Genomic DNA, 25,627 nt, shown 5'->3' with positions numbered 1-25,627 from the left:
TTCAGCCCTTCCTAATAATAGCACAAGGAACGCTTGCCATTCGCCGTCCAATGAGACCCGTTGCGCCCCAGAAAGATGGGCCGCTTGCAAACGAGGACATCACTAGCCCCGACGTTCAGCTCATTGATGCGGAAGGCCAGAATCGTGGCATCGTCCGCACCCGCGAAGCGCTCGCCGAAGCGCAGGAAGCTGGCCTTGACCTAGTTCTGATCGCCGCTAATTCGCAGCCGCCGGTCGCCAAGATGCTTGATCTTGGCCGCTACAAGTACGCCGCCCAAAAGAAGGCAGCGGAAGCGCGCAAGAAGCAGAAGGTTATTGAAGTCAAAGAAGTTCAGATGCGTCCGAACATCGATGACCACGACTACAACACCAAGATGAAGGCTGTGCAGCGCTTCCTCGAAGACGGCGACCGCGTGAAAGTCACGATGCGTTTCCGTGGTCGTGAAATGGCACACCAAGATCTGGGCATGGCCTTGCTCATCAAGGTCAAAGAACAGACTGAAGCTGTTGCTAAGGTTGAATCTCAGCCACGCGCCGAAGGCCGTCAGATGGTCATGGTGTTGGCACCAAAATAAGTCGCACCGACTTATACGAGTTTTGAAAAGCGGGTCCTCGGGCCCGCTTTTTTATTGGCTGCGCCATTACGCGGCGAAGGAGCAGACCTGCACCATGCCGCAAATGTGATCCTTAAAAATAAAAAGCCCCGCTCGCGCGGGGATCAATAAGGCATCTGAGGTCCAACTGTTAAGCGCCCAGAATGTCTTCGACATCTGCCTTGGTTGGGATGGCAGGCTGGGCACCAGCCTTGAGGCAGGCAAGCGAGCCGGCAATTGCTGCCCGCGCCATCGCGTCCTTGAGCGAAAAACCTGCGTCGAGTGCTGCCGCAAGATAGCCACAGAAGGTATCACCGGCGCCAACGGTATCGACAGGGGTCACCTTATGAGCTGCAACCGAAATGACGCCTTCTGGCCCATTCGCACGCGCACCGTCAGGCCCCAGGGTGACAACAATGGTCTTGCCAGTCTTGTCAGCCCATTCGGCCATTGCGGCATCCAACTCTTCAATCGGACGACCCGAGAGCAGAGAAAACTCAGTTTCATTGGCCACAACGATATCGGCAAGCGGGGCGAGCTCCACTGTGTCTTCGAGGAATGGCGCGGTGTTGAGCACGCTGCGCACACCTTTTTCGCGGGCAATTTCAAGCGCACGCCGGGTCGCTGCCTGAGGCACTTCTTGCTGCACGAGAAGAGTGTCGTTGGCCGAGAGCCTAGCCAGCCCTGTGTCGGCATCCGCTGCGCTGACTGTGCCGTTGGCACCGGGCAGAACAGCGATGACGTTCTCGCCATCCGCGTCGACAAAGATCATAGCAATGCCGGTCGCCGCTTGCGCCTTACGCAGCTGCGACAGGTCAACGCCGCCCTTTTCCAATAACTCAAGCGCCATGCCTGCAAAGGCGTCGTCGCCGACTGCCGAGACATGCAGAACATCCGCACCAGCGCGACGAGCGGCCAAAGCTTGGTTCGCGCCTTTTCCCCCTGGGGCCATGGAGAAGGTGCCACCGGCCACAGTTTCACCGGGCTTGGGCAGACGGGTCACAGTGCCGACTTGGTCGAGATTGGTAGAACCAAAAACAGTAATCACGTGAGCAGCTTTTCTATTGTGTTCCAGTTGCGCATGGTGCTGAGCCTAGTGTCTCCCAAGGCCCGGTAGAGCGGCTTGAGAACCGCTTCAACATTCTCTGTATAGCGCCCATTGGGCTGGCGATAAGCCGCAATGATGATCTCACGCTCGGTAATGCGCAAGATTTCGGTATCGCGCGGCCTGCTTTCGACGCTCACCTCAGACGGCAGCGGCGCGTCGAAGAAAACAACATGCCGGGTAAGGTCTGCATTGGGGTCAAGCGATGCGAACGGCTCGCTCGCGCGCAAGGCCTCAAGCTCGTGACCGGTGCGAACAACAACGAGAACCGGAAACTCGAAAGCAGCAGCCAGCGCTGCCTCTGCTCTCGCTTTCACTTCATCCTCGCTCCCGTCGTATCGAGCGCAGAAATTGCCGCTCGCCAATATGGTTCGCACCTCTTCAAATCCGGCCTTCTCAAGCGCCGCCTTCAGCTCCACCATTTTCATCTGGCGCTTGCCGACATTGACGCCCTGCAGCAATCCCACCCAGACACTCATGTCTCAGCCCATCGCGCTTTTTGCGGATAGATCGTTTCGCCGCGCGCCAGCATCTCGACAAATTGCGCTATCCGCTTCTGGCGCGTCGCGGCCGTCTTAGCCCCATTTGTGCGATAGATCAGAGCGAAGCGGTTTTGGGCGGTGAGAATATCATATTGTCGTTGTGACGATGGATTGGCGGCAATTGCAGCAAGGAGGTCGTCGGGAGCCTCTTGTGTCGTAGCATAAGCCGCGTCCCAGCGACCGTCCGCTTTGGCGGTCTCCACGTGAGCGAGTCCATATGGTGTCATCAGCCCCGCCGCACTTAACCGAGCGACATTGTCTCGATTGACCTGGCTCCACACGGATTTCTTTCGGCGCGGACAATAACGCTGCGCGAAGGAGACGTCGTCCCAGCTCTTCTTAATCGCATCAATCCATCCCCAGCAGAGAACCGCGTCTATCGCCTCTACTGGACTAATTGTGGCGCGACCTGAGGATTTTTTGAAAATCCGTATCCATATTTCTGCGTCATGATCGTGGTGGTTCGCCAGCCAGTCGTAGAACTCCTGAAAGCTCACAAACTCTCGCAGTGCCTCTTGAGCAACAACGACCGGCGCCATCGTTAGGCTTCGCTTGTCACTGGTTCGACTACCGGTCTTGGTGGTGCAAACCGCGCCAGAATGGGGTCAATGAGATCGGGCTCGGGCAGAACTAAACCAAAATCGGCAGTCAGGACCTGCTTGATATCCTGCCAGGCGGTGAGTTCGGTTTTTACTGGCGCCTCGCCCACAACCTGCTCGGCATAGCTTGTATTGTGCAGTTTCAGGCGTTTCCCAGGCGGAGCGAGGGCGACACGCAGCTCTGTTGTAAATGGGCTGCCGTCCCCAAGCGCGATCTCATGGTTGATCGCCGCGATGGTCTCCTCGTTCACCGTTTCGGTGGTGAAGACATAAACCGGCTTATAGTCATCATTGATTTTAACAAGCAGCGTCCACTGTCCATCCGATTGGATCAGCTTGAACACTTCATGAGGGGTCTGCTGGTCGACATCGGCTCGTAACCGCAAAGGCGCAGACAACGACAACCCACCAAAGCCCACATCGGCAATGTAACTTTGGCCAGAAATTTCAACCAGCAGCAGCATATGGGTCGGAGGCCGATCCCTTCCAGTTTCATCCGTCCAGACCACGCGCGCCAGCAACGGCCGGACCGTGTAGTCGAGATCGGTTAAAACACGCTGCAAAAGCGTATTGTGCTCGAAGCAATACCCACCGCGCCGATCAATCAGCAGCTTTTTCTCGAGGCTTAGCTGGTCTAGCGCGACAGGCACACCGAGCAATGGACTGAGGTTCTCAAAGGGAATGACCGCTGGATGGAGCGCATGAAGCGCCTCAAGTGTCGCCAGAGTGGGGGCGATCGATCCAGCAAATCCGATTCGGTCGAAATAGGCTTTGAGATTGACCTTGTCAGCCATAAGCCATCCTTGCCGCTGTTTATATCGCGTCTCTTTTACCACCCTCTTGGCAAAAGTCACAGTTGCTCAGAAGGGCAAAAAAGAACCCCTTGGCAACGCCACGGGGTTGTAATGGTTCATCACAGCATTGCTCTGTGCTGCTCGTTAGATCGCTTTGCGGACGCGGATGACGACATCAACGTGCGCCACTTCCATGCCTTCAGGCGCCGCAGGTAGCGACTTGAAGATCACCGAATCAGCGGGGATATCGATCATCCGTTGCTCGTCTTCCACGTAAAAATGGTGGTGATCTGAGGTGTCGGTATCGAAATAGGAGCGGGAGGCATCAATCGCGACTTCACGCAGCAAGCCTGCTTCATGAAACTGATGCAGCGTGTTGTAGATTGTCGCGAGCGATACATCGACGCTGGCAGTGGCCGCCTCGTCATGCAGTTGCTCGGCGCTAACGTGCCGGTGTGGTCCATTAAACAGGAGTTCAGCCAGCGCTACACGCTGTCGCGTAGGGCGCAATCCTGCCATTCGCAGAACTGCTGTCAAACATGGTCTGTGCGATTGAGGCCGAGCGGCTAGGCTGCTATCGTGCATGTGGCGAGAACTAGTCGTCTTCTTGCATCCGGAAATCCTGCCTTCTTTATAGTGCCGGACGGCTGCGGAGACAAGCTCTGGCCCGTATAAGGTTACTGAGTAAGCCTACCGGCTGGCTTGACCCTCCGGGGGAGCCCCTATACGAGACAAGGCTTGAATTTTAGTGGGGACGTGCTGATGGCCGACCGGCAACACGCATTTAATTATGAAGAATTGCTGGCCCATGGCCGCGGTGAACTGCCCGGTCAGGGCGATGCGCGCCTACCTGCGCCGCCAATGCTGATGTTTAATCGCATCACCGAAATTTCCGAGGATGGCGGCGCCTATGGCAAGGGCATGGTGCGCGCTGAGCTCGATGTGAATCCAGACCTCTGGTTCTTCAAGTGCCACTTCATTGGTGATCCGGTTATGCCGGGCTGCCTTGGCCTTGACGCAATTTGGCAGATGACTGGCTTCTTCCTGAGTTGGCTCGGTCAGCCAGGTAAAGGCCGTGCTCTTGGCGGCGAGATCAAGTTCACCGGTCAGGTGACCGATGACGTCAAGCTGGTAGAGTATGGTATCGATCTGAAGCGGGTTCTGAAGTCCAAGCTCACCCTCGGCATTGCTGACGGTTGGGTGAAGGCCGATGGCAAGCTCATTTATGAAGCTAAGGATTTGCGCGTTGGCCTGTTCACCGACTCGCAACTGCTTGAACAAAAACGCTAAGCCCATTTCTGGATTAGCACCGGGAAAAGGATTCGCCCGCCCCATGGCGAACTTTGTATACGACCTGATGAGGACCAAATGAGACGTGTTGTTGTAACCGGAATGGGAGTCATCTCCCCGATCGGCAACAGCCTCGATGAGGTCACTGAAAGCCTGCGCACAGCAAAGTCAGGCATTGTTTTTGCCGAGGATTATGCCGAACTGGGCTTCCGTAGCCAGGTAAAGGGCGATCCACGCATTGATCCGTTCGAAATTCTGGATCGCCGCGTCACCCGCTTTATGGGCAAGGGTGCTGCGTGGAATTATATGGCCATGCAGCAGGCAATTGCTGACGCTGGCCTGTCTGAAAGCGACGTGTCGAACCCGATGACCGGTATTGTCATGGGTTCGGGCGGCGCATCGACGCGCACAATCGTTGACGCGGCAGACATCACCCGCAAAAACACTAGTCCCAAGCGAATTGGGCCTCTGGCGGTGCCAAAGGCAATGGGCTCGACTGCGTCGGCAACCATGGCGACGGCCTTTGCCATCAAGGGCATCAACTATACGATCACCGCAGCCTGCGCGACGTCCAAGCACTGCATTGGCAACGCCGCTGAGCAGATCATGCTTGGCAAGCAGAACATCATGTTCGCTGGTGGACACGAAGATCTCGACTGGTCGCTGTCGAACCTCTTCGACGCCATGGGCGCGATGAGCTCGAAGTATAACGAGACCCCATCGGTCGCCTCGCGTTGCTATGACGCGAACCGCGATGGCTTTGTTATCGCTGGTGGCGCAGGCGTTCTCGTGCTCGAAGAGTACGAACACGCCAAGGCTCGCGGTGCCAAGATTTGGGCCGAGTTGGTGGGTTACGGCGCGACCTCTGATGGTCTGGACATGGTTGCCCCATCGGGTGAAGGCGCGGAACGCTGCATGCGTTTGGCTCTCGCCAATGTCAAAGCACCGATTGATTACATCAACCCACACGCCACCTCGACGCCAGTGGGCGATCTCAAGGAAATTGAAGCGCTGCGCAATGTTTTCGGCAACGAAGACAGCTGCCCGCCGATCTCTGCCACGAAGTCGCTTACCGGCCACAGCCAAGGCGCGACAGGCGTGCATGAATCGATCTATTCGATCCTGATGATGAAGCACCGCTTCATTGCCGAAAGCGCCAATATCGTTGACCTCGACCCAGCTATGGCCGACATGCCAATTCTGCGTCAGCGTCGCGACAATGTCGATCTGGGCTATGTGCTATCGAACTCGTTCGGCTTCGGCGGCACAAATGCCGCTCTGGTCTTTAAGCACCCAGACGCTTAAGCGATCCAATATCTACGAAATACAAAACCCGGGCCAAAACCCGGGTTTACTTTTTTGGCCTTTGCCTTGCCGCTCGCCACTAGCGCCTGGTCACCAGCTTGGACTTCTGCTGACCCAAATCGTCAAAATTGCCCGGGTCCAACCAGCGCTCAAACTCAGCGCGGATCACTGGCCATTCGCTATCAATAATTGAGAACCAAGCCGTATCCCGGCTCTCGCCTTTAACGATCATGTCATTACGGAACAGGCCTTCATACAGAAAGCCAAAGCGCTGAGCGGCCGCCTTAGAAGGTTCATTGCGATTGTTACATTTCCACTCAAAACGCCGATAACCGAGGTCATCAAAGGCGTGCTGAGCGAAGAGAAAAAGCGCTTCGGTCGAAAGCCGTGAGCGGGCCATGGGAAGTCCCCAGTAGATCCCACCGATTTCCACCGAACCATGCTCAGGGCGTGTGCGCATCCAGCCTTGACGACCAACTGCCTTGCCCGTGCTTTTGTCGATAACCGCATAATAGATGTCATCACCCGCATTGGCGTGTTTGATCCATTGCGCGACCGCATCTTCCGTTTCGGGTGGATTGCTGGGCAACCATTGATAGCGCGCCGAAGCATCTGGCGTGTACGAGACCGCAAAAAGCTCCGAAGCGTGGCGCTGTTCGACCGGTTCTAGGCGAATGTAACGCCCCTCAAGCACAACGCGCTCAATAGATTTAGCCGGTGTTGGGCTCATCGCTCATTCTCTAAAATGCTTTCCAAGCCAGCGCGAAAGTTTGGATAGAGCAATTCAATTTGCAAGGCCTGCTTGATGGCGCTGTTGGCGACGCGTTTGTTGTCAGCGTAAAAACTGCGCGCCATGGGCGACATGTTCGCAAGTTCAAACGGGACTTCTTGAGGTGCAGGGACATCGAGCATGGCGGCAGCGTGGCTGATGACATCCTGTGGTGGCCCCGGTTCGTCATCGGCAAGATTGAACACGCCACCCAGCCCGCGCTCTGCGGCCAAGGCGGTCACGCGGCCAATGTCGGCGACATGGATGCGATTGAACACTTGGCCCGGCTTGATGATGCGTTTGGCGGTGCCGTCGCGCAGCTTGTCAAAGGCCGAACGGCCGGGGCCGTAAATCCCGGCAAGGCGCAGGATGAAAAGCGGAACATTTTTTTCAGCGGCTAAGGACTGCCATTCAGCCTCCGCCGCAACTCGCCATTGCGACCGGAGGTTTTCGGGATCTAGCGGGGCTGTTTCGTCGACCCAAGCGCCATTGCGATCGCCATAAACCCCGACGGTAGAGAAATAGCCCAGCCATTTGACATCGGGCGCGTTCAAAATGTCGTCGCGATGGTGGCGCAGTACTGGGTCGCCATCAGCATCCGGGCCGATGGAGCCAACGACGTGGGTGGCAGAATTGGCGAGAAACTCACTCAGAGCTTGGCTGGGACTGGTCCCATCAAAAAAAACCGACTGGGGCGAGCCCGGCGACCGCGAGGTGCCCAAGAGCACGGCGCTTGGGTCGATAGCTTTGAGTGCCTCGGCACTGGCTTTTGAGGAATAGCCAAAACCAAAAAACAAGACCTGCATCACACCTGCCCTTCCCATTCCCGCTCCACTTCAGCGTCCTCGTCCGGCATGCGCCGAGTGGCCTTGAGCGTTTCGGCTTCCTCCCAAGCGAGCTTTCGGAGGGCCCAGATGGCCGCTCCGCGAATGAGCGGGGACGGATCGTTCAGGCGCTGGCGGATAGCTGGCAAATAGGCGGTGTTTTGCGAATTGCCGATACCGATGAGAACGTTGCGCAAGAAACGGGCGTGACCGATACGTTTGATCGGCGAGCCGGAAAACATCTCCCTGAAACCCTCGTCATCGAGTTGGACGAGGTCGGCCAGAGCCGGCCGTTCCAGTTCGGGTCGACCAATCAGCTTGGCTTCGTGGGCGATCTTGGCAAATTTGTTCCATGGGCAGACAGCAAGGCAATCGTCGCAGCCATAGATGCGGTTGCCCATGGGCGTACGCAGCTCGCGCGGAATTTGTCCCTTATGCTCGACCGAATAATAGGCCAGGCATTTGCGCGCATCCAACTGGAAGGGTGTCGGAAAGGCGTTGGTTGGGCAGGTATCGAGGCAGCGTGTGCAGGAGCCGCAGCTTTCCTTGTGGGGCTTATCAGCTGGCAGTTCGGCCGTGGTGAGAATGGCGCCCAAGAACGACCAAGAGCCCATATCGCGACTGACGAGCACGGTATGTTTACCCTGCCAACCTAGGCCTGCCGCTTCGGCCAGCGGCTTTTCCATTAGCGGAGCGGTGTCGACAAAAACCTTTACGTCCGCCCCCGACCGCCGGGCCAAAATGCCAGCAAGCTCTTTCAGCTTGCCCTTGATGATTTCGTGATAATCGCGATTTCGCGCATAGGCCGACAGAATGCCGATGTCTTTTTCTGCCAGCAAATCCATCGGATTGGTCGCCGGGCCATAGTTCATGCCAACGAGAATGACCGAGCGCGCCTCTGGCCAAAGCTGATTGGGATGACCACGGCGATCCTCAGTTTCGGCCATCCACTCCATTTCGGCGTGATAGCCCTGCTCTATCGCATGGCGCAGTTTTTCTGGAAGATCAGGCCGCGCATCGGCGGGCGTAATGCCAAAAGCATCGAACCCTAGGGACGAGGCACGATGTTTGAGTTCTTTAACGAGGGCATTGAGGTCACTCAAAAATCCAGATCCGAATAGCCGCGCGATGGCGGCATGGCGACGACGCGATCATTGAGAAGGGTGCGGAACGCCGGACGCGACTTGATCCGCGAATACCAATCCTTGGTCTCCGCTGACTTGGACCAATCAACGTCCCCCATATAGTCAAGAGTCGACAGATGGGCTGCCAGCGCAAAATCGGCGAGTGTCATATCGGGACCCGCGAGCCAATTGCGGCTGGCTAAAAGCCAGTTGAAATAGAGCATGTGCTCATTCAGGTTCGCCTTAGCGGCCCGCAGCACCGAAGGGTCAGGCGTTGCGCCGCGTATGTCGCGCTTGGAGATTTTTTCCTCGAAGAGATAGCGCGTCACTTCTTCATTGAGTTTGACCAGTGTCCACTCAACCAAGCGCCACATCTCTGCGCGCGCAAGAGGGTCGGGCGGTACCAATCCGCCAACAGTGTCCGGCGTATAAAAATCCTCCACCGCATGCATCACTGCCCAAATGCCGACGATGGGGGTTTCCCCTTCGAGCAAAATGGGGAGCGTCGCGGCCGGATTAACCGCCAGTAGCTCTGCTTCACGCAACCAAGGGCGCATTTCCTCAAGGTCCAGAGGCACACCGTATTCCGCGCACATCAGCCGGATCAGGCGGGATGAGGGATCAAGAGGGTAGTGCACGAGGCTGGGCATAAGGACGCTCTACTGTTGGGGGCCAACCTGCCTGCCGCTCTGCCTTGGCGCGTTTCGCGAACAAGGCTAAGAGGTTTGGCATACTGAAGCCTTCTTGGACGAGTTAGGGGATGAAATGAACGGGGATCAAGGTCTTTTTGTGCCGCTGGCACTGGGAATTCTCGAAGGCCTGACCGAATTCCTTCCCGTCAGCTCGACCGGGCACCTGCTTTTGGCCGGACACTTCTTCGGCTGGAGCCAGCCAGCGACCTTCATCGTGCTCATTCAGCTCGGTGCAATTCTCGCTGTCGTCACCATTTATTTCGCCAAACTCGCATTGCTCATCGCAGACGCTTTGAAGGGCAAAGCCTACGCTTGGCACTTTGCTGTAGCTGTGATTTTAGCCAGCATTCCCGCGGCTTTGGCGGGTGTTTTGCTACGCGATTTCATCCAGACCGTTATCTACGAAACGCCGATAGTGATATGCGTCTCCTTGCTCGTCGGTGGCATCATTTTGCTTATCGTTGACCGCATGCCAAAGCGCGAAGAGCATGACGTAATTTATGCCTTCCCTTGGAAACTCGCCTTCATCATGGGCCTGTTTCAGATGGTTGCACTTATCCCCGGTGTTTCGCGTTCTGGGGCAACTGTCGTGGGCGGAATGCTGTTTGGCGCGACCAAACGCGCTGCCGCAGAGTTCACCTTCTTTATCGCGCTGCCGATCATGGTTGGGGCTTTTGGCTACGACCTTTACAAAAGCCGCGACATGCTGGACGCGAGCCTTGGCATCAATATCGCTATTGGCTTTGCCGCCGCGTTTGTCGTGGGTGCGATTGTGGTTCGGTATCTCTTGGACTTTGTTTCCAAGCACGGATTTGCGCCATTTGCCTGGTGGCGTATTGCGATTGGCACAATAGGCCTCATCGCTATTCTCGGCTTTGGCCTCTGAAAACAAAAATCCCCGCTGCAGCGGGGATTTTCATTTCTGAAGTAGGCCTAGTTCTTGGCCGGGTCCCGTCCCTTGAAGGTCGACGGGAAGGTGAAGAAGTGGCCTGGGATTTCTACGCCCTGCTGCACATCGTACAGCGAGAAGGTTAGCTGGCTGCCATTGGGTTCCACCAGTGTCCACTGTGCCAAATCTTTGGTTTGTGTGTCGAAGACGAGCGAGACCTGCACCGTCCCGGCGATGGTCTGATCTTGCAGGGTCACACTGAGGTACCCATCAGTAGTGGTGAGATCGACAACATTGCCCGACAGGATGTTGATGTCTGTGCCCAAAAACTGGCGCAGCGGGATCGAATCCTGCGGATAGGCGTAATACGTCTCTTCCCGACGATCGACGACGTAAAAGCCACTGCCGCGCGAGACAATTTCCTCACGCGAGGGCGGAGCATAGCGGAACGCAATCTTGTTGGGGCGCTCAAGGAAGAAGGTCCCCTCGCTACGGCCACCATTGGTATCGATCTGCAAGAACCGTCCGACCATGGTGCGGATGGCGCCGTTGTGCGCATTGATCTCACTGACCAATTGCTGCTCTTCTGGCGTCAACGTGCGCTGTGCATAAGCGGGAAACGCTGACACTAGGGCGGCAGCAAAACCGAGCATCAAAGCATGGCGTCGAATCATTGGCAGCTTGTCCTCTCGAGGCGTTTGACTAAACCTAGCCTAGTCAGCAATTACGGCAACAGCAGGAAGGTTCCGATGCTGCTTGCATGTGGGGAGTTAAAGTCATGAAAACAATCATTTCGGCAATTTTTATAGCAGCCGTTGCCACAATCCCCGCTCACGCAGCACTTCCTCCGCAGTATCAACGACAGGCCGAGTTTGTGGCCGTGCTCAACGTAGCGACCGAGGTTTTGGGCGTGCAGCACATCATTGACACAATAGAGCTGACTGAACCCGACCTCTATGTCGTCACCTCAGGCGACTGCACTCTCGCCGTACGGATTAAGGACGTCGCGTCAAACGGGGGAACCATGATGGTCGGGCCGCGCCAGTTTGAGGCGCAGCCCGAAGAGATCATCTGCGCGACAGCTCAATAGCCGTCAGCATTGTTGCCGACGAGAATTTCACGCTTGCCTGCATGGTTCGCCGGGCTGATCACGCCTTCGCGTTCCATGCGCTCAATCAGGGTCGCAGCCTTGTTATAGCCAATGGCCAAGCGGCGTTGGACATAGGAGGTGGAAGCTTTCTTGTCCGTAAGGACGATGTGTACGGCCTTGTCGTAAAGCTCGTCGCCAGAACCGGCGTAACCTTCCTCGCTCGAACCGCCTTCGCCATAGCCGCCCTCTTCTTCTTCCTCGGTGATGTTCTCGAGGTAATCAGGCGAGCCCTGCGACTTGAGGTGATTGACGACGGATTCGACTTCCAGATCCGAAACGAACGCGCCATGTAGACGTTTGGTGCGGCCGCCCGAGGCCATGTAGAGCATGTCACCGTTGCCAAGGAGCTGTTCCGCGCCCTGCTCGCCCAGAATGGTGCGACTGTCGATCTTTGACGTCACCATGAAGGAGATACGGGTCGGGAAGTTAGCCTTGATGGTACCAGTGATGACGTCGACAGATGGGCGCTGCGTGGCGGTTACGATGTGAATACCTGCCGCACGGGCCATCTGTGCCAGACGCTGGATCGCACCTTCGATGTCCTTACCAGCAACCATCATCAGATCGGCCATTTCGTCGACGATGATGACGATATAGGGCAAGGGCTCAAGATTGAACTCTTCGCTCTCAAAGATCGCTTCGCCGGTTTCGCGATCAAAGCCAGTCTGCACTGTACGGCTGATAACGCGCCCTTCGGCAGCTGCCTCATTTACGCGCTGGTTGAAACCGTCGATGTTACGCACACCAATCTTGCTCATCTTGCGATAGCGATCTTCCATCTCGCGCACGGCCCATTTGAGAGCCACGACGGCCTTCTGCGGGTCGGTCACGACCGGGGTCAGCAAATGCGGGATGCCGTCATAGATCGACAACTCCAGCATCTTAGGGTCGATCATGATCATGCGGCACTGATCAGGCGTCATCTGATAGAGCAGCGAGAGAATGAAGGTGTTGATGCCCACGGACTTACCCGAGCCGGTGGTTCCGGCAATCAGCAAGTGCGGCATGCGCGCGAGATCGGCGATAACAGGTTCGCCGCCAATAGTCTTACCCAGACAGATCGGCAGCTTGCCTTTCATCTTTTCGAAATCGGACGAGGCCAACATTTCGCGGAAGAACACAGTTTCGCGCTGCTGGTTTGGCAGTTCGATACCGATAGCGTTGCGGCCAGGAACGACGGCAACACGGGCAGAGATTGCGCTCATAGAGCGGGCAATGTCATCGGCCAGTGAAATCACGCGGCTGGACTTAATGCCCGGAGCCGGTTCGAGTTCGAACAGGGTGACGACCGGACCGGGGCGAACGTTGATGATGTCGCCCTTAACGCCAAAGTCCTGCAGCACGGCCTCAAGCTGGCGTGCCATCGATTCAAGGCGAATAGGATCATGCTCCGGAGATGGTCCACTCCGCTTCGGTTCTGCCAATAGGCTGAGGGCTGGCAGTTCAAAGCCCTGTGGCTCATCGAGCAAAGAAGGCTGCGCTTCGCGGAACTGGCGCTGCCCCTGAGCGGGGCGCGGCGCCGGAGCGGTCACACGAGGCGCCACGGGATCGACGGCCTGGAAACGAGAATCACCGCGCTGGGTATGCGCTGGAACGGGTGCGTCCGGTACATAGCCCGCGTCGCCATCTTCCAGATCATCTGGATAATCGATCGCGGTCTCGTCATAGGACGGGCCCATATTGACACGCGGGCTCGCGGCCACCGCCGGTTCATCACCGAAGGCAGGCTCGATATCGTGATCAACTGGCGCGTGAATACGGCGCTGCATGGGCTCACGGAAGACTTCGCGCGCCGAGGCAGGCTGAGCCGCGCGCGCGGGCTCCATGGAGGGCTCTTCGTCGTGATCGTAAACCGCATCATGGTCGTCGGCGCGTTGACGATCGGCATAGCTTTGCCGCGCCCGGCGGAAAGCGGTGCGGATCGAATAGCCGGCATGGACCACTGCACCCATAGCAACATCAAGGAACGGGCTGTTTTCTGGCTCGTCGTAGTCCTCGTCGCGAGCCGATTTGCTACCAGCTTTGCCCTTTTGGGGCTTAACGGGGACGGTCGTGCCGAGGCCCATGGCTACCCAAAGGAGTGCAAATGCTGGTGCAGCCAAAATAATCGCGAACAAAGTCGAGGTGATAGCCTGCGGCTCGTCGCCCACGATGGTGCTCGCCAGATTGCTGAACATCATGCCGCTGAGACCACCCAAGCCTGTCGGCAGCGGCCAGCTTTGTGGCATCGCCACGAATGAGAAAACGCCAGTCGACAAAACAGTTGCGCCCAACCAGCACAGCACCCGCAAGCCGGTTCGCGTTAGCGAGTGACGTCGCGCCATAGCCCAGCCCCACAGAGCAAGCGGCACAACCATGACAATGCCGCCCAGCCCCAGAAACTGGAACACGAGGTCAGCAATCACCGCACCGGGATAGCCCAACCAATTCTCAGCCGATTTCGCCGTCGCCAGCGAAAAGCTTGGATCATCGACCGACCATGAGGCCATCGACGCCAGAATGATGGCTGACAGAACCAGCAGGATCGCGCCCGCAACCCGAAGCGGGATGCGAATGGCTATCGCGGGCGGCGGCGTTGGCACCTTGCCTGCGCTTTTGCCGCGTGGCGGTACGGGTCTGGTGTCTTCGACATAGGGAAGAGGATGGCTGGGCATGGATACGCGTACTCGTTGCCGGCCCTCAAACCATCGGACTGGGCCGTTTGCGCCCTATGCTAACCATGTGGGGTTAATCGGGTGCTAACCATCTAAAATGATAGGACCTGAAGCGTTTAGCGGGGCTTGGCGGCGATAAAGACGAGAATCAATTTGGCCGCGACAAGTGCTACGCATTTCGGCTAGAGCGAGGGACTTGTTAGTGGTGTGCAGCTCGACCATTGCGAGTGGGAAGCTTCTCTTGATGCCAAGAGGGACGCGAGCTGCACGCCACTGACAAGTCTCGGTGGCCGGATCACTCCGGCCACCAAGAGCTTAGTTGTAAGCGCGTTCGCCATGGCTCGAGAGATCGAGACCATCGATTTCTGCAGCTTCCGAAGCGCGGATGCCGCCGAATATCGCTTTCACGATCAGGATTGCGACAAAGGCCACCACGCCGGACCATACAATTGCCACAAGCACGGCCAGCGTTTGCGTTCCGAGTTGCGCAAACATGTCATAGCCTTCCGCACCAAACCCGCCGAGGGAGGGTGCTGCGACAATGGCTGTGCCGATAGCGCCAACGATGCCGCCGACCCCGTGAATGCCGAAGACGTCAAGGCTATCGTCGTATTTGAGCAATGGCTTGAGGGTCACAACGGCCCACAGGCAGATAAAGCCGGTGACAGCGCCGAGTACGATCGCGCCGAAGGTACCGGCAAAACCCGCTGCCGGAGTGATGGCAACCAAGCCCGCAACGGCGCCCGAAACAAAGCCCAGCGACGAGGCATGACCACGGGTGATTTTTTCGCCGACAGCCCAGGCAATGCCAGCCGCAGCAGGAGCCGTGATGGTGTTGAGGAAGGCTTGAGCGGCCAGCCCGTTCGCACCCAGAGCCGAACCAGCATTAAAGCCGAACCAACCAACCCAGAGAAGGCAAGCACCGACATAGGTGAAGACGAGGTTATGTGGAGCGATTGGCTCTTTCATGTAGCCAAGGCGCGGCCCAAGTACGATGGCCGCGACCAGTGCAGCAACGCCGGAGTTGATGTGGACGACCGTGCCACCAGCAAAATCGAGCGCGCCCATGTTGAAGAACAGGCCGGCCCCAGACCACACCATGTGTGCAATCGGCAGGTAGGAGAAGACAAACCAGATGGCGAGAAACGCCATCACAGCACCGAACTTCATGCGTTCAGCAATACCGCCGACAACCAGCGTCGCGGTGATACAAGCGAACGTCAGCTGGAAGACAACGAAGACGAGTTCTGGAATTGATCCTGACACCGAGTCGGGTGTGACGTTGGCGAGGAAGAGATTGGAGAGATCGCCGATGTACGCCGACAATCCACCTTCGCTGGGACCCGAGAAGGCTAGGGAATAGCCGAAAGCGACCCACAGCAGCGCGATCATCGAGAAGGCGCCGAAGACTTGGGTGATCACCGAGAGAATGTTCTTCGAACGCACCAGCCCGCCGTAAAACAGGGCCACGCCCGGGATGGTCATCAGGATGACCAACAGGGTCGAAACAATCATCCATGCGGTATCGCCAGAGTCGATGGTTGCGACTTCCACCATTTCAGCGGGGGCGGCATCCTGCCCGAGGGCCGGCAAGGCTAAGAAGAGGGAGGCTAACGCCGCACTCCCAAAAAGTTTTGATGATTTCATCTTGGTCTCCAGGAGTGATTAAAGCGCGGATGCGCCGGTTTCGCCGGTGCGAATACGGGTGACAGCGAGCAGGTCGAGAATGAAGATTTTACCGTCGCCGATACGGCCGGTTTGGGCGGCATCGCGGATGGTCGCGCCGACGGTGTCCGCCTGATCGTCTTCAACGGCGATTTCGATTTTGAGCTTGGGCAGGAAATTCACGGCATATTCAGTGCCACGGTAGATTTCCGAGTGCCCTTTCTGGCGCCCATAGCCTTTCACCTCGGTCACGGTCATGCCGTGAATATCCAGTGAATTGAGCGCCTGCCGGACCTCTTCCAGCCGCGATGGCTTGATGATGGCAACAACAAGTTTCATCTGACCCCCTTCGCGTCACAGGACGCAGTGTCGAATACAAGATGAGACTCAAGTCGCGTGCCAATTGAGCGAAACAAGAATCTTGCAGAAACAGCAAATACTTAGGAAGTTAGGGAATTCGCCCGCTGAAAACGGAGATCTAATTTGCACAATTACTGAGCGAAATATTCTTTTGGCGCTTATTATTTGTGCAGGGCTTATTAGGGGTGTGCAGCACGCGCAGTGCGAGTGGGAAGCCTCTGTGGCGGGCCAAGAGGGACGCGAGCTGCACGCCGCTAATAAGAGGGGGGAACGCCGGGCGTGAGACACGCCCGGCGTTCGCGGCAATTACTTGAATTGCGGGTAGGCTTCGACGCCAACTTCAGCAACGTCGAGACCAACTTCTTCATCGTCGGCGCTTGGGCGCAGGCCCATCACCGCCTTGAGGATGGTCCAGGCAGCAAAGCTGATGACGAAGGTGAACACACCAACAACAAGGATCGAGATCAACTGGCCGCCAAGGGTGGCGTCAGCATTAGTGAAGACGACGGCGATGGTGCCCCACATGCCTGCAAATAGGTGAACTGGGATCGCACCGACAACGTCGTCGATCTTGAACTTGTCGAGCAGTGGCACCGAGAGAACAACGATAACGCCACCGACAGCACCGATCAGCGATGCGGTGCCAAGGCCTGGGGTGAGTGGTTCAGCAGTGATCGAGACGAGGCCTGCGAGAGCACCATTGACCACAAAGGTCAGGTCGACCTTTTTATACATCACGCCAGCCAGCAGAGCGGCGGCAAGCGCGCCACCAAGTGCACCGGCATTGGTGTTTGCCATAACGCGACCAACGTCAGCGATATCGCCAATGGTGCCCATTGCCAGCTGCGACGCACCGTTAAAGCCGTACCAACCCATCCAGAGGATGAACATGCCCAGAACAACAAGCGGCATGTTGGAGCCCGGGATCGGGTTCACTGAACCATCGGCATTGTACTTGCCCTTACGAGCACCCAGAACAATCGCACCTGCGAGAGCAGCCCAGCCGCCAACGGAGTGAACAACTGTGGACCCGGCGAAGTCGAGGAAACCGAAGTTGGTGTCGAGGAAGCCGCCGCCCCACTTCCAGGATGCCTGGATTGGGTAAACCAGCGCGGTCAGGATCGCGACAAAGATCATGAACGGAACCAGCTTGATGCGCTCGGCAACAGTGCCCGATACGATCGAAGCTGCAGTGGCGCAGAACATCACCTGGAAGAAGAAGTCCGAGCTGGTGGTTGCGTAGGTCAGATCGGCTGCGTCTGCAGTGAGACCAACAGGCTCAAGAACAGCAATGCCAAGCGCGCCCAAGACGTTCGGGATGATCCACGCATCGCCGGGGTACATCAACTTGTAGCCGATGACGTAGTAAGCAAGACATGCGAGCGAGTACATCAAGATGTTCTTGAGCAGCTGCATGGAGACGTTTTTCTTACGGACCATGCCCGCTTCGAGCATGGCAAAACCAGCAGCCATCCAGAAAACAAGGATGCCACCGAACAACATCAGGAAACTGTTCAGAATAAACTGGGTGTGAAGCGTCGCTTCACCAAAAATGGCTGCAACGGCTTCTGGAACTGCATCTTGGGCTGCGGCGGGCAGCGCCAGCAAAGCTGTCGCGAGCGCGACACCGCCTGCAATCTTAAGAGGAGCGTTCAACGCAATCATACAATAATTCTCCTGAAAGGGCGGATCAGAGCGCGGACGCGCCGGTTTCACCGGTGCGAATCCGGGTCGCTGCAAGCAGATCGAGGACGAAAATCTTGCCGTCGCCGATGCGGCCGGTCTGGGCGGCGTCGCGGATGGCGACAACAACAGCGTCGGCCTGATCACTTTCGACAGCGATTTCGACTTTCAGCTTGGGAAGGAAATGCACGGCATATTCGGTGCCGCGATAGATTTCCGAATGGCCCTTCTGGCGGCCATAGCCTTTGACTTCAGTGACAGTCATGCCGTGGACGTCGAGCGAATTCAGTGCCTGACGGACTTCTTCCAAGCGCGACGGCTTAATGATGGCAACAACGAGTTTCATCTTACCCCCTTGGCGCCATCTGGCGCAGTGTGGAATGCCAACTCAGACTCAAGCGCCATGCCAACTATGAGCGTCGCAAGAAAATCGTTTTAAATCAGCGTGTTACCACGTCGCCTAATTTTAAGGCGACCCAGGCGACTAACATGCGTCTAGTTTTTGAGCATCGACGCGGCATGGCGGTTAATATTTAGGCGCGTGTTTTGGCCCCCTTTTTGGGCCCGGGGCTTGCTGGGGGCTTGCCCCGATCACACATGCAGGCCAGAACCGAGAACAGAAGTGGAGTGGTTCATGACAAAGTCCAGCTGTGAGCGTTTTGATGTGCTGATCGTGGGCGCGGGGCCCGTGGGCCTTACGCTGGCTTTAGCGCTGGTGCGCTCAGCTGCAGGAATTCGTGTTGGCCTCGTTGATCGCCGCCCACTCTCTGTTCCGCAAGACAACCGCGCTTCGGCCATTGCTGCTGGAGTGCGTCGCATTTTCGAGGTCTTGGGCGTCTGGGATGACATGGCCCCGCATGCGCAGGCCATGACTGCCATGCGCATTACGGATTCCGGAACAGGGGATTTGGCTCGCCCCATGTTTCTACAGTTTGATGGCGAAGTTGGACCCGGCGAACCCTTTGCGCATATGGTGCCGAACCAAGCGAGTGTCGGCGCCTTGCTCGAGGCAACTGCGCCGAACATCTCGGTCATTGCACCGGCCGCAATCCAATCTTGGGATGCAGGCGCATCGCTCAGCACCATTACGCTTGAGGATGGTCGTGAACTCATCGCGCCGCTGATCGTGGCAGCCGACGGCGCGCAGTCTTGGCTGCGCAAGCAAGCCGGTATCGACACGATGGGGGCCGATTACAATCAAACGGGGCTAGTGGCGACGATCAGCCATGAATTGGCTCATGATGGCGTCGCATATGAGCATTTTAGGCCTGCGGGGCCTTTTGCCAGCCTCCCCTTGCCGGGCAACCGCTCTTCACTGGTGTGGACTGAGACGTCTGAAGCGGCGAAGCGCTTTCTCGCCATGACGCCGGAGCAACTGGCAGAGGAGATTGAAGCCGTTATGGGTTCAATGCTGGGCAAGGTGACGCTTGAGGACAAGCTCGCAGGCTTTCCCCTGCGATTGCAGCTCGCAAAAAGCTTTATCGGGCCACGCCTCGCGCTTGTGGGGGATGCCGCCCATGTCGTGCACCCAATTGCTGGGCAAGGGCTTAATCTCGGGCTGAAGGACGTTGCGGCGCTGGCCGAAGTCATTGTGGACGCCATGCGCCTCGGCCTCGACCACGGAACACAAGACGTGCTGGAGCGCTACCAGAGCTGGCGGCGGTTTGACACGACCTCCATGGCCGTGGTGACCGATGGCATGAATAGGCTGTTTTCCAATGAGATTGCTCCCATTCGAGCGGTGCGCGATTTCGGGCTGGGCCTGGTCGACCGTGCGGGTCCGGTGAAATCCGCTTTGATCCGAGCGGCATCTGCCGGCAATGGCCCTAAGCTCTTGAGCGGGATACCGCTTTAGACCAACCGCAGTTTCTGAATTTCTTCGAGCTCGACGGCGCGTGCGTCGTCGAGACTCAGAAGCGGCACCCCTTTGACAATAGGGAAGGCCAATCGCGCGGCGACCGAAATTAGTTCGGACTTGTCGGGCGACAGGGTCAGCCGCGTCTTCGTCATCGGACAAACCAGCATTTCGAGGGTTTGCGGATGCAATACATAGCGCGGAACGATGTCGCCCTTGACCATTAGTTCACCGAGACAGTGCCATCGCTAGAGCCGCGTGCCATTTCGTATTCTGTCATGGCAATCAGGGTCTCCGCACGATCGTGAAGGGTTTGCGCTTCAAGCAAGACCTGCTTTTCAGCGGCCCCATAGGGCGACACCATACAGCAGAAATTGACAAGGTCAGCTGTGCCTGTGCTCTCAATCTCTTCCCAATTGAGTTCAAAATTGGCGAATTCAGCATAGTCCCGCATCATTTTGAGGAAGCGCTGGCGATCAACCGCGCCCTCACCATAGGTGCGCTCGAAATCTGCATCATAGCCGAGAGCAGAAATTTCAGCCTGACGGAAAGGCGTATCGACCGTTAGCTCCCGTTCAAGGCGGAAACGGCAAATCCCTTCCAAAACAACGAAATAGCGACCATCGGCATTGTCTTCAAAATGCGTGAGGCGACCAAGGCAGCCGATCTGCTGCAAGGGCACTTCGCCCTTTGGACTTTCCTCGCTCATATCTTCTGGTTGGATGAGCCCGATCAGGCGATCGCCCCCCAAGGCCTTATCGATCATCTCGATATAGCGCGGCTCAAAAATATTGAGAGGCCGATGAGAAAAGGGCAGCAGCAGCGCCCCACTCAGCGGGAAGATGGCAACCGATTGCGGCAGCTCAGCAATGCTTGTGGGGCGCGTAGGCATAGTATCCTTAGGAAAACAGCGCTGCAGAGAGGAGACGGCGACCCTTAACGGTTGCCGGGTCTTTAAAGCCCCAAGCCTCGAAGAACTCGAGCAGTTTCTTGCGGGCCGCATCTTCATTCCAAGTGCGATCGCGCTTGAAAATCGTGACCAAAGCTTCCGCTGCTTCGACGCGCTTGCCTTCAGCATTGAGCACCATGGCGAGATCAAAGCGCGCCTGATGATTGTCGGGCTCGGCAGCCACTGTGGCTTCTAGCGCCGCAGATTCGGATAGGCCTGCGGCCTCGTCCTTGAGGCGAATGGCATTGACCAAGGCATTGTAAGCGTCGCCGGTGCGGCCAGCTTCGGGAACAGCATCCAAGGTTGCGCGTGCTTCTTCAAGCTCATCGGCGGCCAAATAGACACCGGCCAATCCGATCAGCGCCTGAGCGTGATCAGGGACGTGCTGGAGAACCATGCCAAAGATTTCAGCGGCTTGCGGGAGATCGCCAGCGGCAATTGCCTGCTGCGCGATGTTGAGAGCATCCGCGATTTGGCTTTCGAGCGTATCGGCAGCCGGTTGTCCTGCAGGCGCAGCCGAAATAACGCGCTCGGCAAAACGGCGCACTTCGCCTTCTGGCATAGCGCCCATAAAGCCATCGACCGGGCGACCGCCAGCAAATGCGAAGACCGCCGGAATGGACTGGACGCCAAGTTGGCCAGCAAAATGAGGATGTTCGTCGATATTAATTTTGACGAGACGGATGGCTCCGGCCTTTTCGGCAACCACTTTTTCAATGGCTGGGCCAAGCTGGCGGCAAGGGCCGCACCAAGGGGCCCAGAAGTCCACAAGGACTGGAGTCTCTAGGGATGCGTCGATCACATCCGCTTTAAAACCGGCGTCACTACCATCGCGGATTAGCTCTGCAGGAGGACGAGAAGCACTGGGTGCTGCATCAAACGACATGGTCATGGCAATCTGCTCTTCTGCTTTTGCTACAAAGCCTTGGACCCCTTTTTCCCTTGTTCCGCCTAGCGTTTCAAGAGCGTTTCCCACAGCCCTTTGAACAAGTTGGGTCTCCGGAAAATATCGGGTTGCAATCAGCCGGGCGATTGGGCATATAAGCCCTCGTTGGCGCAACGACAAGGCGCGGCAACAAAAACGGAGCGCGGGTGTAGCTCAGGGGTAGAGCATAACCTTGCCAAGGTTAGGGTCGTGGGTTCGAATCCCATCGCCCGCTCCAAATACTTCAAGGCCTTAGGGCTTTGACCAGAAGATAACCTTCCGCGAGGAAATCTTCTATACCGATACGGAATGCGGGTGTAGCTCAGGGGTAGAGCATAACCTTGCCAAGGTTAGGGTCGTGGGTTCGAATCCCATCGCCCGCTCCAATTCGGTGAAATAGTTGGCAAAACAAATCGGCTCCTTCGGGGGCCTTTTTGTTGTTTGGCGTTCACTTCCTGACCAGAACCTGGCTTTGGCGGAACGGCACTGCTCCCCAAGAGTTCTCTTGGATTAGGGTGCCGCTGTTGAGACCATTCCGGTGCGGCCCCCGACAGACCTTGTTCTGCGGAGAACCCCATGCCAGACGAGAAAAACTCTCCTTCTAATTCCAATAGCTTACATGAGCACGCACCCGGCGAAGTACAATTCACGCCCGACGAGAAGCGCGGCAACTCTGGCGAGTTACAGCAGCAGGCTCCCATGGGGGCGGACCCCAGCGCTTTTCTGACCGACAACCACGGTCATCGCATTCCCGACAATCAGAACAGTCTCAAGGCCGGATCGCGCGGTCCGACGCTGCTCGAAGATTTCGTGCTGCGCGAAAAAATCTTCCACTTTGACCATGAGCGCATCCCCGAACGCATTGTGCATGCTCGTGGGTCCGGCGCGCATGGGGTGTTTGAAGTCACCAAAGCGATTCCCCAACTCACAAAAGCGCAGCTCTTTCAAAAGGCTGGCACGAGCTGCCCGGTGTTCGTGCGGTTTTCGACCGTGGCTGGTGGCGCTGGTTCGGTCGACACGCCGCGCGATGTACGCGGCTTTGCCGTCAAACTCTATACGGAAGAGGGCAATTGGGACCTCGTCGGCAACGACATTCCGGTGTTCTTTATCCAGGATGCAATGAAATTTCCTGATTTGGTTCATAGCGTTAAGATGGAAGCCGATCGCGGCTATCCGCAGGCCGCTTCGGCCCATGACACGTTCTGGGACTGGGTGAGCCTGATGCCAGAAACCAGCCATATGATCATGTGGGCCATGTCGGATCGCGGCATTCCACGGTCCTTGCGCATGATCGAAGGCTTTGGCGTCCACACCTTCCGCTTCGTCAATGCAAAGGGTGAAGGCACGTTTGTTAAATTCCACTGGAAACCAGTTTTAGGAATTGAATCAACGACTTGGGATGAAGCGGTGAAACTGGCTGGGGCTGACCCAGACTTCCATCGCCGGGACTTGTTTGAAGCAATAGACGGTGGCGACTTCCCGCAATGGGATTTGGGTGTGCAGGTTTTTGACGAAGCATGGGCCGCCAAACAGCCTTATGACGTGCTCGACGCCACCAAGCTTATTCCGGAGGAAGAGATTCCGGTCGAGATCATTGGCCGTATGACGCTCAATCGGAACGTCGACAATTTCTTTGCCGAAACGGAGCAGGTGGCTTTTTTGCCATCCAATCTAATTACCGGCATTGATTTCTCAAACGACCCGCTGCTCCAGGGCCGGTTGTTCTCCTATCTCGACACGCAAAAATCGCGTTTGGGCACGACGAATTTCCACCAGATCCCGATCAATGCTCCAAAGTGCCCTTTCCATAATTTCCAACGCGACGGCATGATGCAAACGCTCGTACCTAAGGGTCGCGCGAATTATGAACCTAACAGCCTTTACGAGGCCGGGGAGAACTCCGGGCCAAGGGCTTCTCTCGACAGCGGTTTTACAACGCTCGCCGAGAATGGCGAGCGCAACGATCCGACCGAGAAGCTTCGCATGCGCGCGGATTTGTTTGCGGATCATTATTCGCAGGCGCGCCTGTTCTTCAAAAGCCAGACCGGGAATGAGCAGGCCCATCTCATCGACGCGATTGTGTTCGAGCTCTCGAAGGTGACGCTGGAGCATGTGCGTGTCCGCGTCATGAGCAATTTGCGCAATATTGACGAGGGGTTAGCCAAACGTGTCGCCGCGGGCCTCGCGATGGATTTGCCCGCAAAATCCAAGGCCGCGAGAGAGCCTGTGGACCTTGGCACATCCGATGCGCTCTCTATCCAGAAGCAGGCGAAGAAGACTTTTGAGGGGCGTAAGATTGGCATTTTGTTCGCCGAAGGGTCGGATAAGGCCAGTATTGATCAGCTGAAAAGCGAGATCGAAGGCGCTGGCGGGACAGCGTTTTTGGTCGCGCCTAAGGTTGGCGGTATTCCAGTTAAGGGTGGAACGCTCAAGGCTGATGGAAAACTTGAGGGTTCGCCTGCGGTGATTTTTGATGCTGTGGCGTCAATCCTCATGCCAGACGCTGCCGAAAAGCTGCTCAAAAATGGTGCCGCAATTCAATGGTTTATGGACGCGTTCGCGCATTGCAAAACCATTGCCCATTGCAAGGGGACACAAATCTTGCTCGATGCCGCTCGCGTTGAAAAAGACGAGGGCGTTGTGCCGATTGAGGAGCTGATCTCGGTTGGGCCGGTGCGTCATTGGGCGCGCGAACCCAAGGTCCGTGACCTGCCCTAACACCAAAAAGAAAGCCCCGTGGATGGGCATACACGGGGCTTTTGGCTGGCACTTTTGGGCCTGTAGAGGGGCCTAGGATTGGCTTATGGCGTTTCCAGCTTCGTCGAAGACGTGAACCTTGCTCGGATCGAGATAGAGGGTGATCGTTGCGCCCATTGCGACCGCGCGCTGGCCTTCAAGAACGACTGTGAGCGCTTCACCATCAGAGGTGGTGGCATAGACCACAGTTTGGCCGCCGAGGTTCTCGATCAGGTCGACGCGCACGTCGGCGAACTTGATGCCGCTGCCTTCCGAGATGGTGATGTGCTCCGGGCGGATGCCCAGAGTTTTGGTTCCGGTGACGTCGCGGCCGAGGAGCAGGGAGGACCCCGCAGCTTTGACGGCACCGTTCTCAACTGTGGCGGTGAGGAAGTTCATTTTCGGCGAACCGATGAACCCGGCCACAAAGAGGTTTCGCGGATTGTTATAAAGATCGAGCGGCGCGCCGGCCTGTTCCAGAATACCCGCGCGCAGAACCACGATCTTGTCGGCCATGGTCATGGCTTCGACCTGATCGTGGGTCACGTAGATCATGGTGTTGCCAAGGTCGTTGTGGAGTTTTGCAATCTCCACGCGCATGGCAACGCGCAGTTCGGCGTCGAGGTTGGACAGCGGTTCGTCAAAGAGGAAGATCTTTGGCTCGCGTACGATAGCCCGGCCAATGGCGACGCGTTGGCGCTGACCGCCTGAGAGCTGCTTTGGCTTGCGCTTGAGGAGCGGCTCGATCTTGAGGATCGCCGCGGCCTGCTGCACCCGTTTTTCGATCTCGGCCTTGGGCATGCGTGCGGTCTCAAGGCCAAAGGCCAGGTTCTGATAGACCGACATATGCGGATAAAGCGCATAGGACTGGAACACCATGGCGATGCCGCGCTTGGCAGCGGGCACGTCGTTCATGCGCTGACCATCAATGATGAGGTCCCCGCCAGTGATCGGCTCAAGACCCGCGATCATGCGCAGGAGGGTGGACTTGCCGCAGCCGGAGGGGCCAACGAAGACGGTGAATTGCCCCGGCTCGATGGTGAGATCAACGCCGTGAATGACCGGGACTTCGCCATAGGCCTTTTTAATCTGCCGCAGTTCGATGCTGGTTGCCATAGTGGATC

The 25,627-nt window shown here is 57.1% G+C and carries 26 protein-coding genes and 2 tRNA genes; 9 read left to right on the top strand and 19 right to left on the bottom strand.

All coding sequences use genetic code 11. From position 1 onward, the window contains the following. Positions 1-38: 38 nt before the first annotated feature. Positions 39-575, top strand: coding sequence for a translation initiation factor IF-3 (gene infC, locus H4N61_RS18215; RefSeq protein ID WP_182396073.1), 537 nt, complete (start codon positions 39-41; stop codon positions 573-575). 169 nt (positions 576-744) lie between these two features. On the opposite strand, the gene H4N61_RS18210 is transcribed toward infC, so the two are convergent. The 5 genes from H4N61_RS18210 to irrA form a co-directional block, all read right to left on the bottom strand. After that, positions 745-1,641, bottom strand: a complete 897-nt coding sequence (locus H4N61_RS18210) for a ribokinase (RefSeq protein WP_169194289.1) — start codon at positions 1,639-1,641, stop codon at positions 745-747. Continuing rightward, a complete protein-coding gene (locus H4N61_RS18205; protein WP_169194290.1) occupies positions 1,638-2,177 on the bottom strand; it encodes a DUF1697 domain-containing protein in 540 nt (179 codons plus the stop codon). Before H4N61_RS18205 ends, H4N61_RS18210 begins: the two co-directional genes overlap by 4 nt. Then, positions 2,174-2,779 (bottom strand): YdeI/OmpD-associated family protein, encoded by a 606-nt coding sequence (locus tag H4N61_RS18200; RefSeq protein ID WP_182394630.1) that lies wholly within the window; start codon positions 2,777-2,779, stop codon positions 2,174-2,176. The genes H4N61_RS18205 and H4N61_RS18200 overlap by 4 nt, the downstream gene beginning before the upstream one ends. Before the next feature lie 2 nt (positions 2,780-2,781). Then, positions 2,782-3,693, bottom strand: a complete 912-nt coding sequence (locus tag H4N61_RS18195) for an arylamine N-acetyltransferase (RefSeq protein WP_182394629.1) — start codon at positions 3,691-3,693, stop codon at positions 2,782-2,784. Positions 3,694-3,777: 84 nt separating this feature from the next. Continuing rightward, positions 3,778-4,218: an iron response transcriptional regulator IrrA gene (gene irrA, locus H4N61_RS18190; protein ID WP_169194293.1), complete on the bottom strand. Its 441-nt coding sequence runs from the start codon at positions 4,216-4,218 to the stop codon at positions 3,778-3,780. Positions 4,219-4,395: 177 nt separating this feature from the next. On the opposite strand from irrA, the gene fabA reads away from it, so the two are divergent. Further along, positions 4,396-4,923, top strand: coding sequence for a 3-hydroxyacyl-[acyl-carrier-protein] dehydratase FabA (fabA, locus tag H4N61_RS18185; protein ID WP_169194294.1), 528 nt, complete (start codon positions 4,396-4,398; stop codon positions 4,921-4,923). A gap of 78 nt (positions 4,924-5,001) precedes the next feature. Next, positions 5,002-6,228 carry a beta-ketoacyl-ACP synthase I gene (fabB, locus tag H4N61_RS18180; protein ID WP_169194295.1) on the top strand — a complete coding sequence of 409 codons (1,227 nt, stop codon included), beginning with the start codon at positions 5,002-5,004 and terminating at the stop codon, positions 6,226-6,228. Between the two features lie 79 nt (positions 6,229-6,307). On the opposite strand, the gene H4N61_RS18175 is transcribed toward fabB, so the two are convergent. The 4 genes from H4N61_RS18175 to H4N61_RS18160 are packed head-to-tail and all read right to left on the bottom strand — an operon-like array spanning position 6,308 to position 9,595. Beyond that, positions 6,308-6,958, bottom strand: a complete 651-nt coding sequence (locus H4N61_RS18175; protein ID WP_182394628.1) for a GNAT family protein — start codon at positions 6,956-6,958, stop codon at positions 6,308-6,310. After that, positions 6,955-7,803: an SDR family oxidoreductase gene (locus tag H4N61_RS18170; protein WP_182394627.1), complete on the bottom strand. Its 849-nt coding sequence runs from the start codon at positions 7,801-7,803 to the stop codon at positions 6,955-6,957. Before H4N61_RS18170 ends, H4N61_RS18175 begins: the two co-directional genes overlap by 4 nt. Further along, positions 7,803-8,924, bottom strand: a complete 1,122-nt coding sequence (gene queG, locus H4N61_RS18165) for a tRNA epoxyqueuosine(34) reductase QueG (protein ID WP_182394626.1) — start codon at positions 8,922-8,924, stop codon at positions 7,803-7,805. Before queG ends, H4N61_RS18170 begins: the two co-directional genes overlap by 1 nt. Beyond that, on the bottom strand, positions 8,921-9,595 hold the full coding sequence (locus H4N61_RS18160; protein ID WP_169194299.1) for a glutathione S-transferase family protein: 675 nt from the start codon (positions 9,593-9,595) through the stop codon (positions 8,921-8,923). Before H4N61_RS18160 ends, queG begins: the two co-directional genes overlap by 4 nt. A gap of 115 nt (positions 9,596-9,710) precedes the next feature. Here H4N61_RS18160 and H4N61_RS18155 point away from each other — a divergent pair, with 115 nt between their 5' ends. Then, the gene (locus tag H4N61_RS18155; protein WP_169194300.1) at positions 9,711-10,523 is read left to right on the top strand and encodes an undecaprenyl-diphosphate phosphatase; all 813 of its coding nucleotides are present in this window, start codon (positions 9,711-9,713) and stop codon (positions 10,521-10,523) included. Between the two features lie 47 nt (positions 10,524-10,570). On the opposite strand, the gene H4N61_RS18150 is transcribed toward H4N61_RS18155, so the two are convergent. After that, positions 10,571-11,200, bottom strand: a complete 630-nt coding sequence (locus tag H4N61_RS18150) for an outer membrane lipoprotein carrier protein LolA (RefSeq protein ID WP_169194301.1) — start codon at positions 11,198-11,200, stop codon at positions 10,571-10,573. A gap of 104 nt (positions 11,201-11,304) precedes the next feature. On the opposite strand from H4N61_RS18150, the gene H4N61_RS18145 reads away from it, so the two are divergent. Further along, positions 11,305-11,616: a hypothetical protein gene (locus tag H4N61_RS18145; RefSeq protein ID WP_169194302.1), complete on the top strand. Its 312-nt coding sequence runs from the start codon at positions 11,305-11,307 to the stop codon at positions 11,614-11,616. Here H4N61_RS18145 and H4N61_RS18140 read toward each other — a convergent pair. The 5 genes from H4N61_RS18140 to H4N61_RS18120 all read right to left on the bottom strand — a co-directional run bounded on the left by H4N61_RS18140 (position 11,610) and on the right by H4N61_RS18120 (position 18,384). Next, complete coding sequence (locus H4N61_RS18140; RefSeq protein ID WP_169194303.1) at positions 11,610-14,330, bottom strand: DNA translocase FtsK; 2,721 nt, start codon at positions 14,328-14,330, stop codon at positions 11,610-11,612. The genes H4N61_RS18145 and H4N61_RS18140 overlap by 7 nt on opposite strands. A gap of 315 nt (positions 14,331-14,645) precedes the next feature. Beyond that, on the bottom strand, positions 14,646-15,977 hold the full coding sequence (locus H4N61_RS18135; RefSeq protein WP_169194304.1) for an ammonium transporter: 1,332 nt from the start codon (positions 15,975-15,977) through the stop codon (positions 14,646-14,648). 18 nt (positions 15,978-15,995) lie between these two features. Next, positions 15,996-16,334, bottom strand: coding sequence for a P-II family nitrogen regulator (locus tag H4N61_RS18130; RefSeq protein WP_169194305.1), 339 nt, complete (start codon positions 16,332-16,334; stop codon positions 15,996-15,998). A 327-nt stretch (positions 16,335-16,661) separates the two neighbouring features. Further along, complete coding sequence (locus H4N61_RS18125) at positions 16,662-18,020, bottom strand: ammonium transporter (protein WP_169194306.1); 1,359 nt, start codon at positions 18,018-18,020, stop codon at positions 16,662-16,664. 25 nt (positions 18,021-18,045) lie between these two features. Continuing rightward, entirely contained in the window at positions 18,046-18,384 is a 339-nt protein-coding gene (locus H4N61_RS18120) for a P-II family nitrogen regulator (RefSeq protein WP_169194307.1), read from the bottom strand. Between the two features lie 288 nt (positions 18,385-18,672). On the opposite strand from H4N61_RS18120, the gene H4N61_RS18115 reads away from it, so the two are divergent. After that, positions 18,673-19,893: an FAD-dependent monooxygenase gene (locus H4N61_RS18115; protein ID WP_169194308.1), complete on the top strand. Its 1,221-nt coding sequence runs from the start codon at positions 18,673-18,675 to the stop codon at positions 19,891-19,893. Here the strand turns inward: H4N61_RS18115 and H4N61_RS18110 are convergent. The 3 genes from H4N61_RS18110 to H4N61_RS18100 are packed head-to-tail and all read right to left on the bottom strand — an operon-like array spanning position 19,890 to position 21,734. After that, positions 19,890-20,117 (bottom strand): Trm112 family protein, encoded by a 228-nt coding sequence (locus tag H4N61_RS18110; protein ID WP_169194309.1) that lies wholly within the window; start codon positions 20,115-20,117, stop codon positions 19,890-19,892. The genes H4N61_RS18115 and H4N61_RS18110 overlap by 4 nt on opposite strands. Then, positions 20,117-20,785 (bottom strand): LON peptidase substrate-binding domain-containing protein, encoded by a 669-nt coding sequence (locus tag H4N61_RS18105; protein ID WP_169194310.1) that lies wholly within the window; start codon positions 20,783-20,785, stop codon positions 20,117-20,119. Before H4N61_RS18105 ends, H4N61_RS18110 begins: the two co-directional genes overlap by 1 nt. Before the next feature lie 7 nt (positions 20,786-20,792). Continuing rightward, positions 20,793-21,734: a co-chaperone YbbN gene (locus H4N61_RS18100; protein WP_182394625.1), complete on the bottom strand. Its 942-nt coding sequence runs from the start codon at positions 21,732-21,734 to the stop codon at positions 20,793-20,795. Positions 21,735-21,930: 196 nt separating this feature from the next. Here H4N61_RS18100 and H4N61_RS18095 point away from each other — a divergent pair. The 3 genes from H4N61_RS18095 to H4N61_RS18085 all read left to right on the top strand — a co-directional run bounded on the left by H4N61_RS18095 (position 21,931) and on the right by H4N61_RS18085 (position 24,485). Beyond that, positions 21,931-22,005: transfer RNA gene (locus H4N61_RS18095), tRNA-Gly, on the top strand. A 73-nt stretch (positions 22,006-22,078) separates the two neighbouring features. Continuing rightward, positions 22,079-22,153: transfer RNA gene (locus H4N61_RS18090), tRNA-Gly, on the top strand. Positions 22,154-22,343: 190 nt separating this feature from the next. Further along, positions 22,344-24,485, top strand: coding sequence for a catalase (locus H4N61_RS18085; protein WP_182394624.1), 2,142 nt, complete (start codon positions 22,344-22,346; stop codon positions 24,483-24,485). A gap of 72 nt (positions 24,486-24,557) precedes the next feature. Here H4N61_RS18085 and ugpC read toward each other — a convergent pair whose 3' ends face one another. After that, a complete protein-coding gene (ugpC, locus tag H4N61_RS18080; RefSeq protein ID WP_169194313.1) occupies positions 24,558-25,619 on the bottom strand; it encodes a sn-glycerol-3-phosphate ABC transporter ATP-binding protein UgpC in 1,062 nt (353 codons plus the stop codon). Between the last annotated feature and the right edge of the window lie 8 nt (positions 25,620-25,627).

This window comes from Devosia sp. MC521 (assembly GCF_014127105.1).
Taxonomy (GTDB): Bacteria; Pseudomonadota; Alphaproteobacteria; order Rhizobiales; family Devosiaceae; genus Devosia.
This window is presented reverse-complemented; position numbering and strand designations above follow the sequence as displayed.

Coding starts and splice junctions, on each gene's coding strand:
- H4N61_RS18115 (WP_169194308.1), top strand. CDS start 18,673: ATGACAAAGTCCAGCTGTGAGCGTTTTGATGTGCTGATCGTGGGCGCG.
- H4N61_RS18085 (WP_182394624.1), top strand. CDS start 22,344: ATGCCAGACGAGAAAAACTCTCCTTCTAATTCCAATAGCTTACATGAG.
- H4N61_RS18100 (WP_182394625.1), bottom strand. CDS start 21,734: ATGACCATGTCGTTTGATGCAGCACCCAGTGCTTCTCGTCCTCCTGCA.
- fabA (WP_169194294.1), top strand. CDS start 4,396: ATGGCCGACCGGCAACACGCATTTAATTATGAAGAATTGCTGGCCCAT.
- H4N61_RS18110 (WP_169194309.1), bottom strand. CDS start 20,117: ATGGTCAAGGGCGACATCGTTCCGCGCTATGTATTGCATCCGCAAACC.
- ugpC (WP_169194313.1), bottom strand. CDS start 25,619: ATGGCAACCAGCATCGAACTGCGGCAGATTAAAAAGGCCTATGGCGAA.
- H4N61_RS18150 (WP_169194301.1), bottom strand. CDS start 11,200: ATGATTCGACGCCATGCTTTGATGCTCGGTTTTGCTGCCGCCCTAGTG.
- H4N61_RS18175 (WP_182394628.1), bottom strand. CDS start 6,958: ATGAGCCCAACACCGGCTAAATCTATTGAGCGCGTTGTGCTTGAGGGG.
- H4N61_RS18205 (WP_169194290.1), bottom strand. CDS start 2,177: ATGAGTGTCTGGGTGGGATTGCTGCAGGGCGTCAATGTCGGCAAGCGC.
- H4N61_RS18200 (WP_182394630.1), bottom strand. CDS start 2,779: ATGGCGCCGGTCGTTGTTGCTCAAGAGGCACTGCGAGAGTTTGTGAGC.
- H4N61_RS18155 (WP_169194300.1), top strand. CDS start 9,711: ATGAACGGGGATCAAGGTCTTTTTGTGCCGCTGGCACTGGGAATTCTC.
- irrA (WP_169194293.1), bottom strand. CDS start 4,218: ATGCACGATAGCAGCCTAGCCGCTCGGCCTCAATCGCACAGACCATGT.
- H4N61_RS18145 (WP_169194302.1), top strand. CDS start 11,305: ATGAAAACAATCATTTCGGCAATTTTTATAGCAGCCGTTGCCACAATC.
- H4N61_RS18140 (WP_169194303.1), bottom strand. CDS start 14,330: ATGCCCAGCCATCCTCTTCCCTATGTCGAAGACACCAGACCCGTACCG.
- H4N61_RS18170 (WP_182394627.1), bottom strand. CDS start 7,803: ATGCAGGTCTTGTTTTTTGGTTTTGGCTATTCCTCAAAAGCCAGTGCC.
- H4N61_RS18120 (WP_169194307.1), bottom strand. CDS start 18,384: ATGAAACTCGTTGTTGCCATCATTAAGCCGTCGCGCTTGGAAGAAGTC.
- H4N61_RS18130 (WP_169194305.1), bottom strand. CDS start 16,334: ATGAAACTTGTTGTTGCCATCATCAAGCCATCGCGGCTGGAAGAGGTC.
- H4N61_RS18135 (WP_169194304.1), bottom strand. CDS start 15,977: ATGAAATCATCAAAACTTTTTGGGAGTGCGGCGTTAGCCTCCCTCTTC.
- H4N61_RS18105 (WP_169194310.1), bottom strand. CDS start 20,785: ATGCCTACGCGCCCCACAAGCATTGCTGAGCTGCCGCAATCGGTTGCC.
- fabB (WP_169194295.1), top strand. CDS start 5,002: ATGAGACGTGTTGTTGTAACCGGAATGGGAGTCATCTCCCCGATCGGC.
- H4N61_RS18125 (WP_169194306.1), bottom strand. CDS start 18,020: ATGATTGCGTTGAACGCTCCTCTTAAGATTGCAGGCGGTGTCGCGCTC.
- H4N61_RS18160 (WP_169194299.1), bottom strand. CDS start 9,595: ATGCCCAGCCTCGTGCACTACCCTCTTGATCCCTCATCCCGCCTGATC.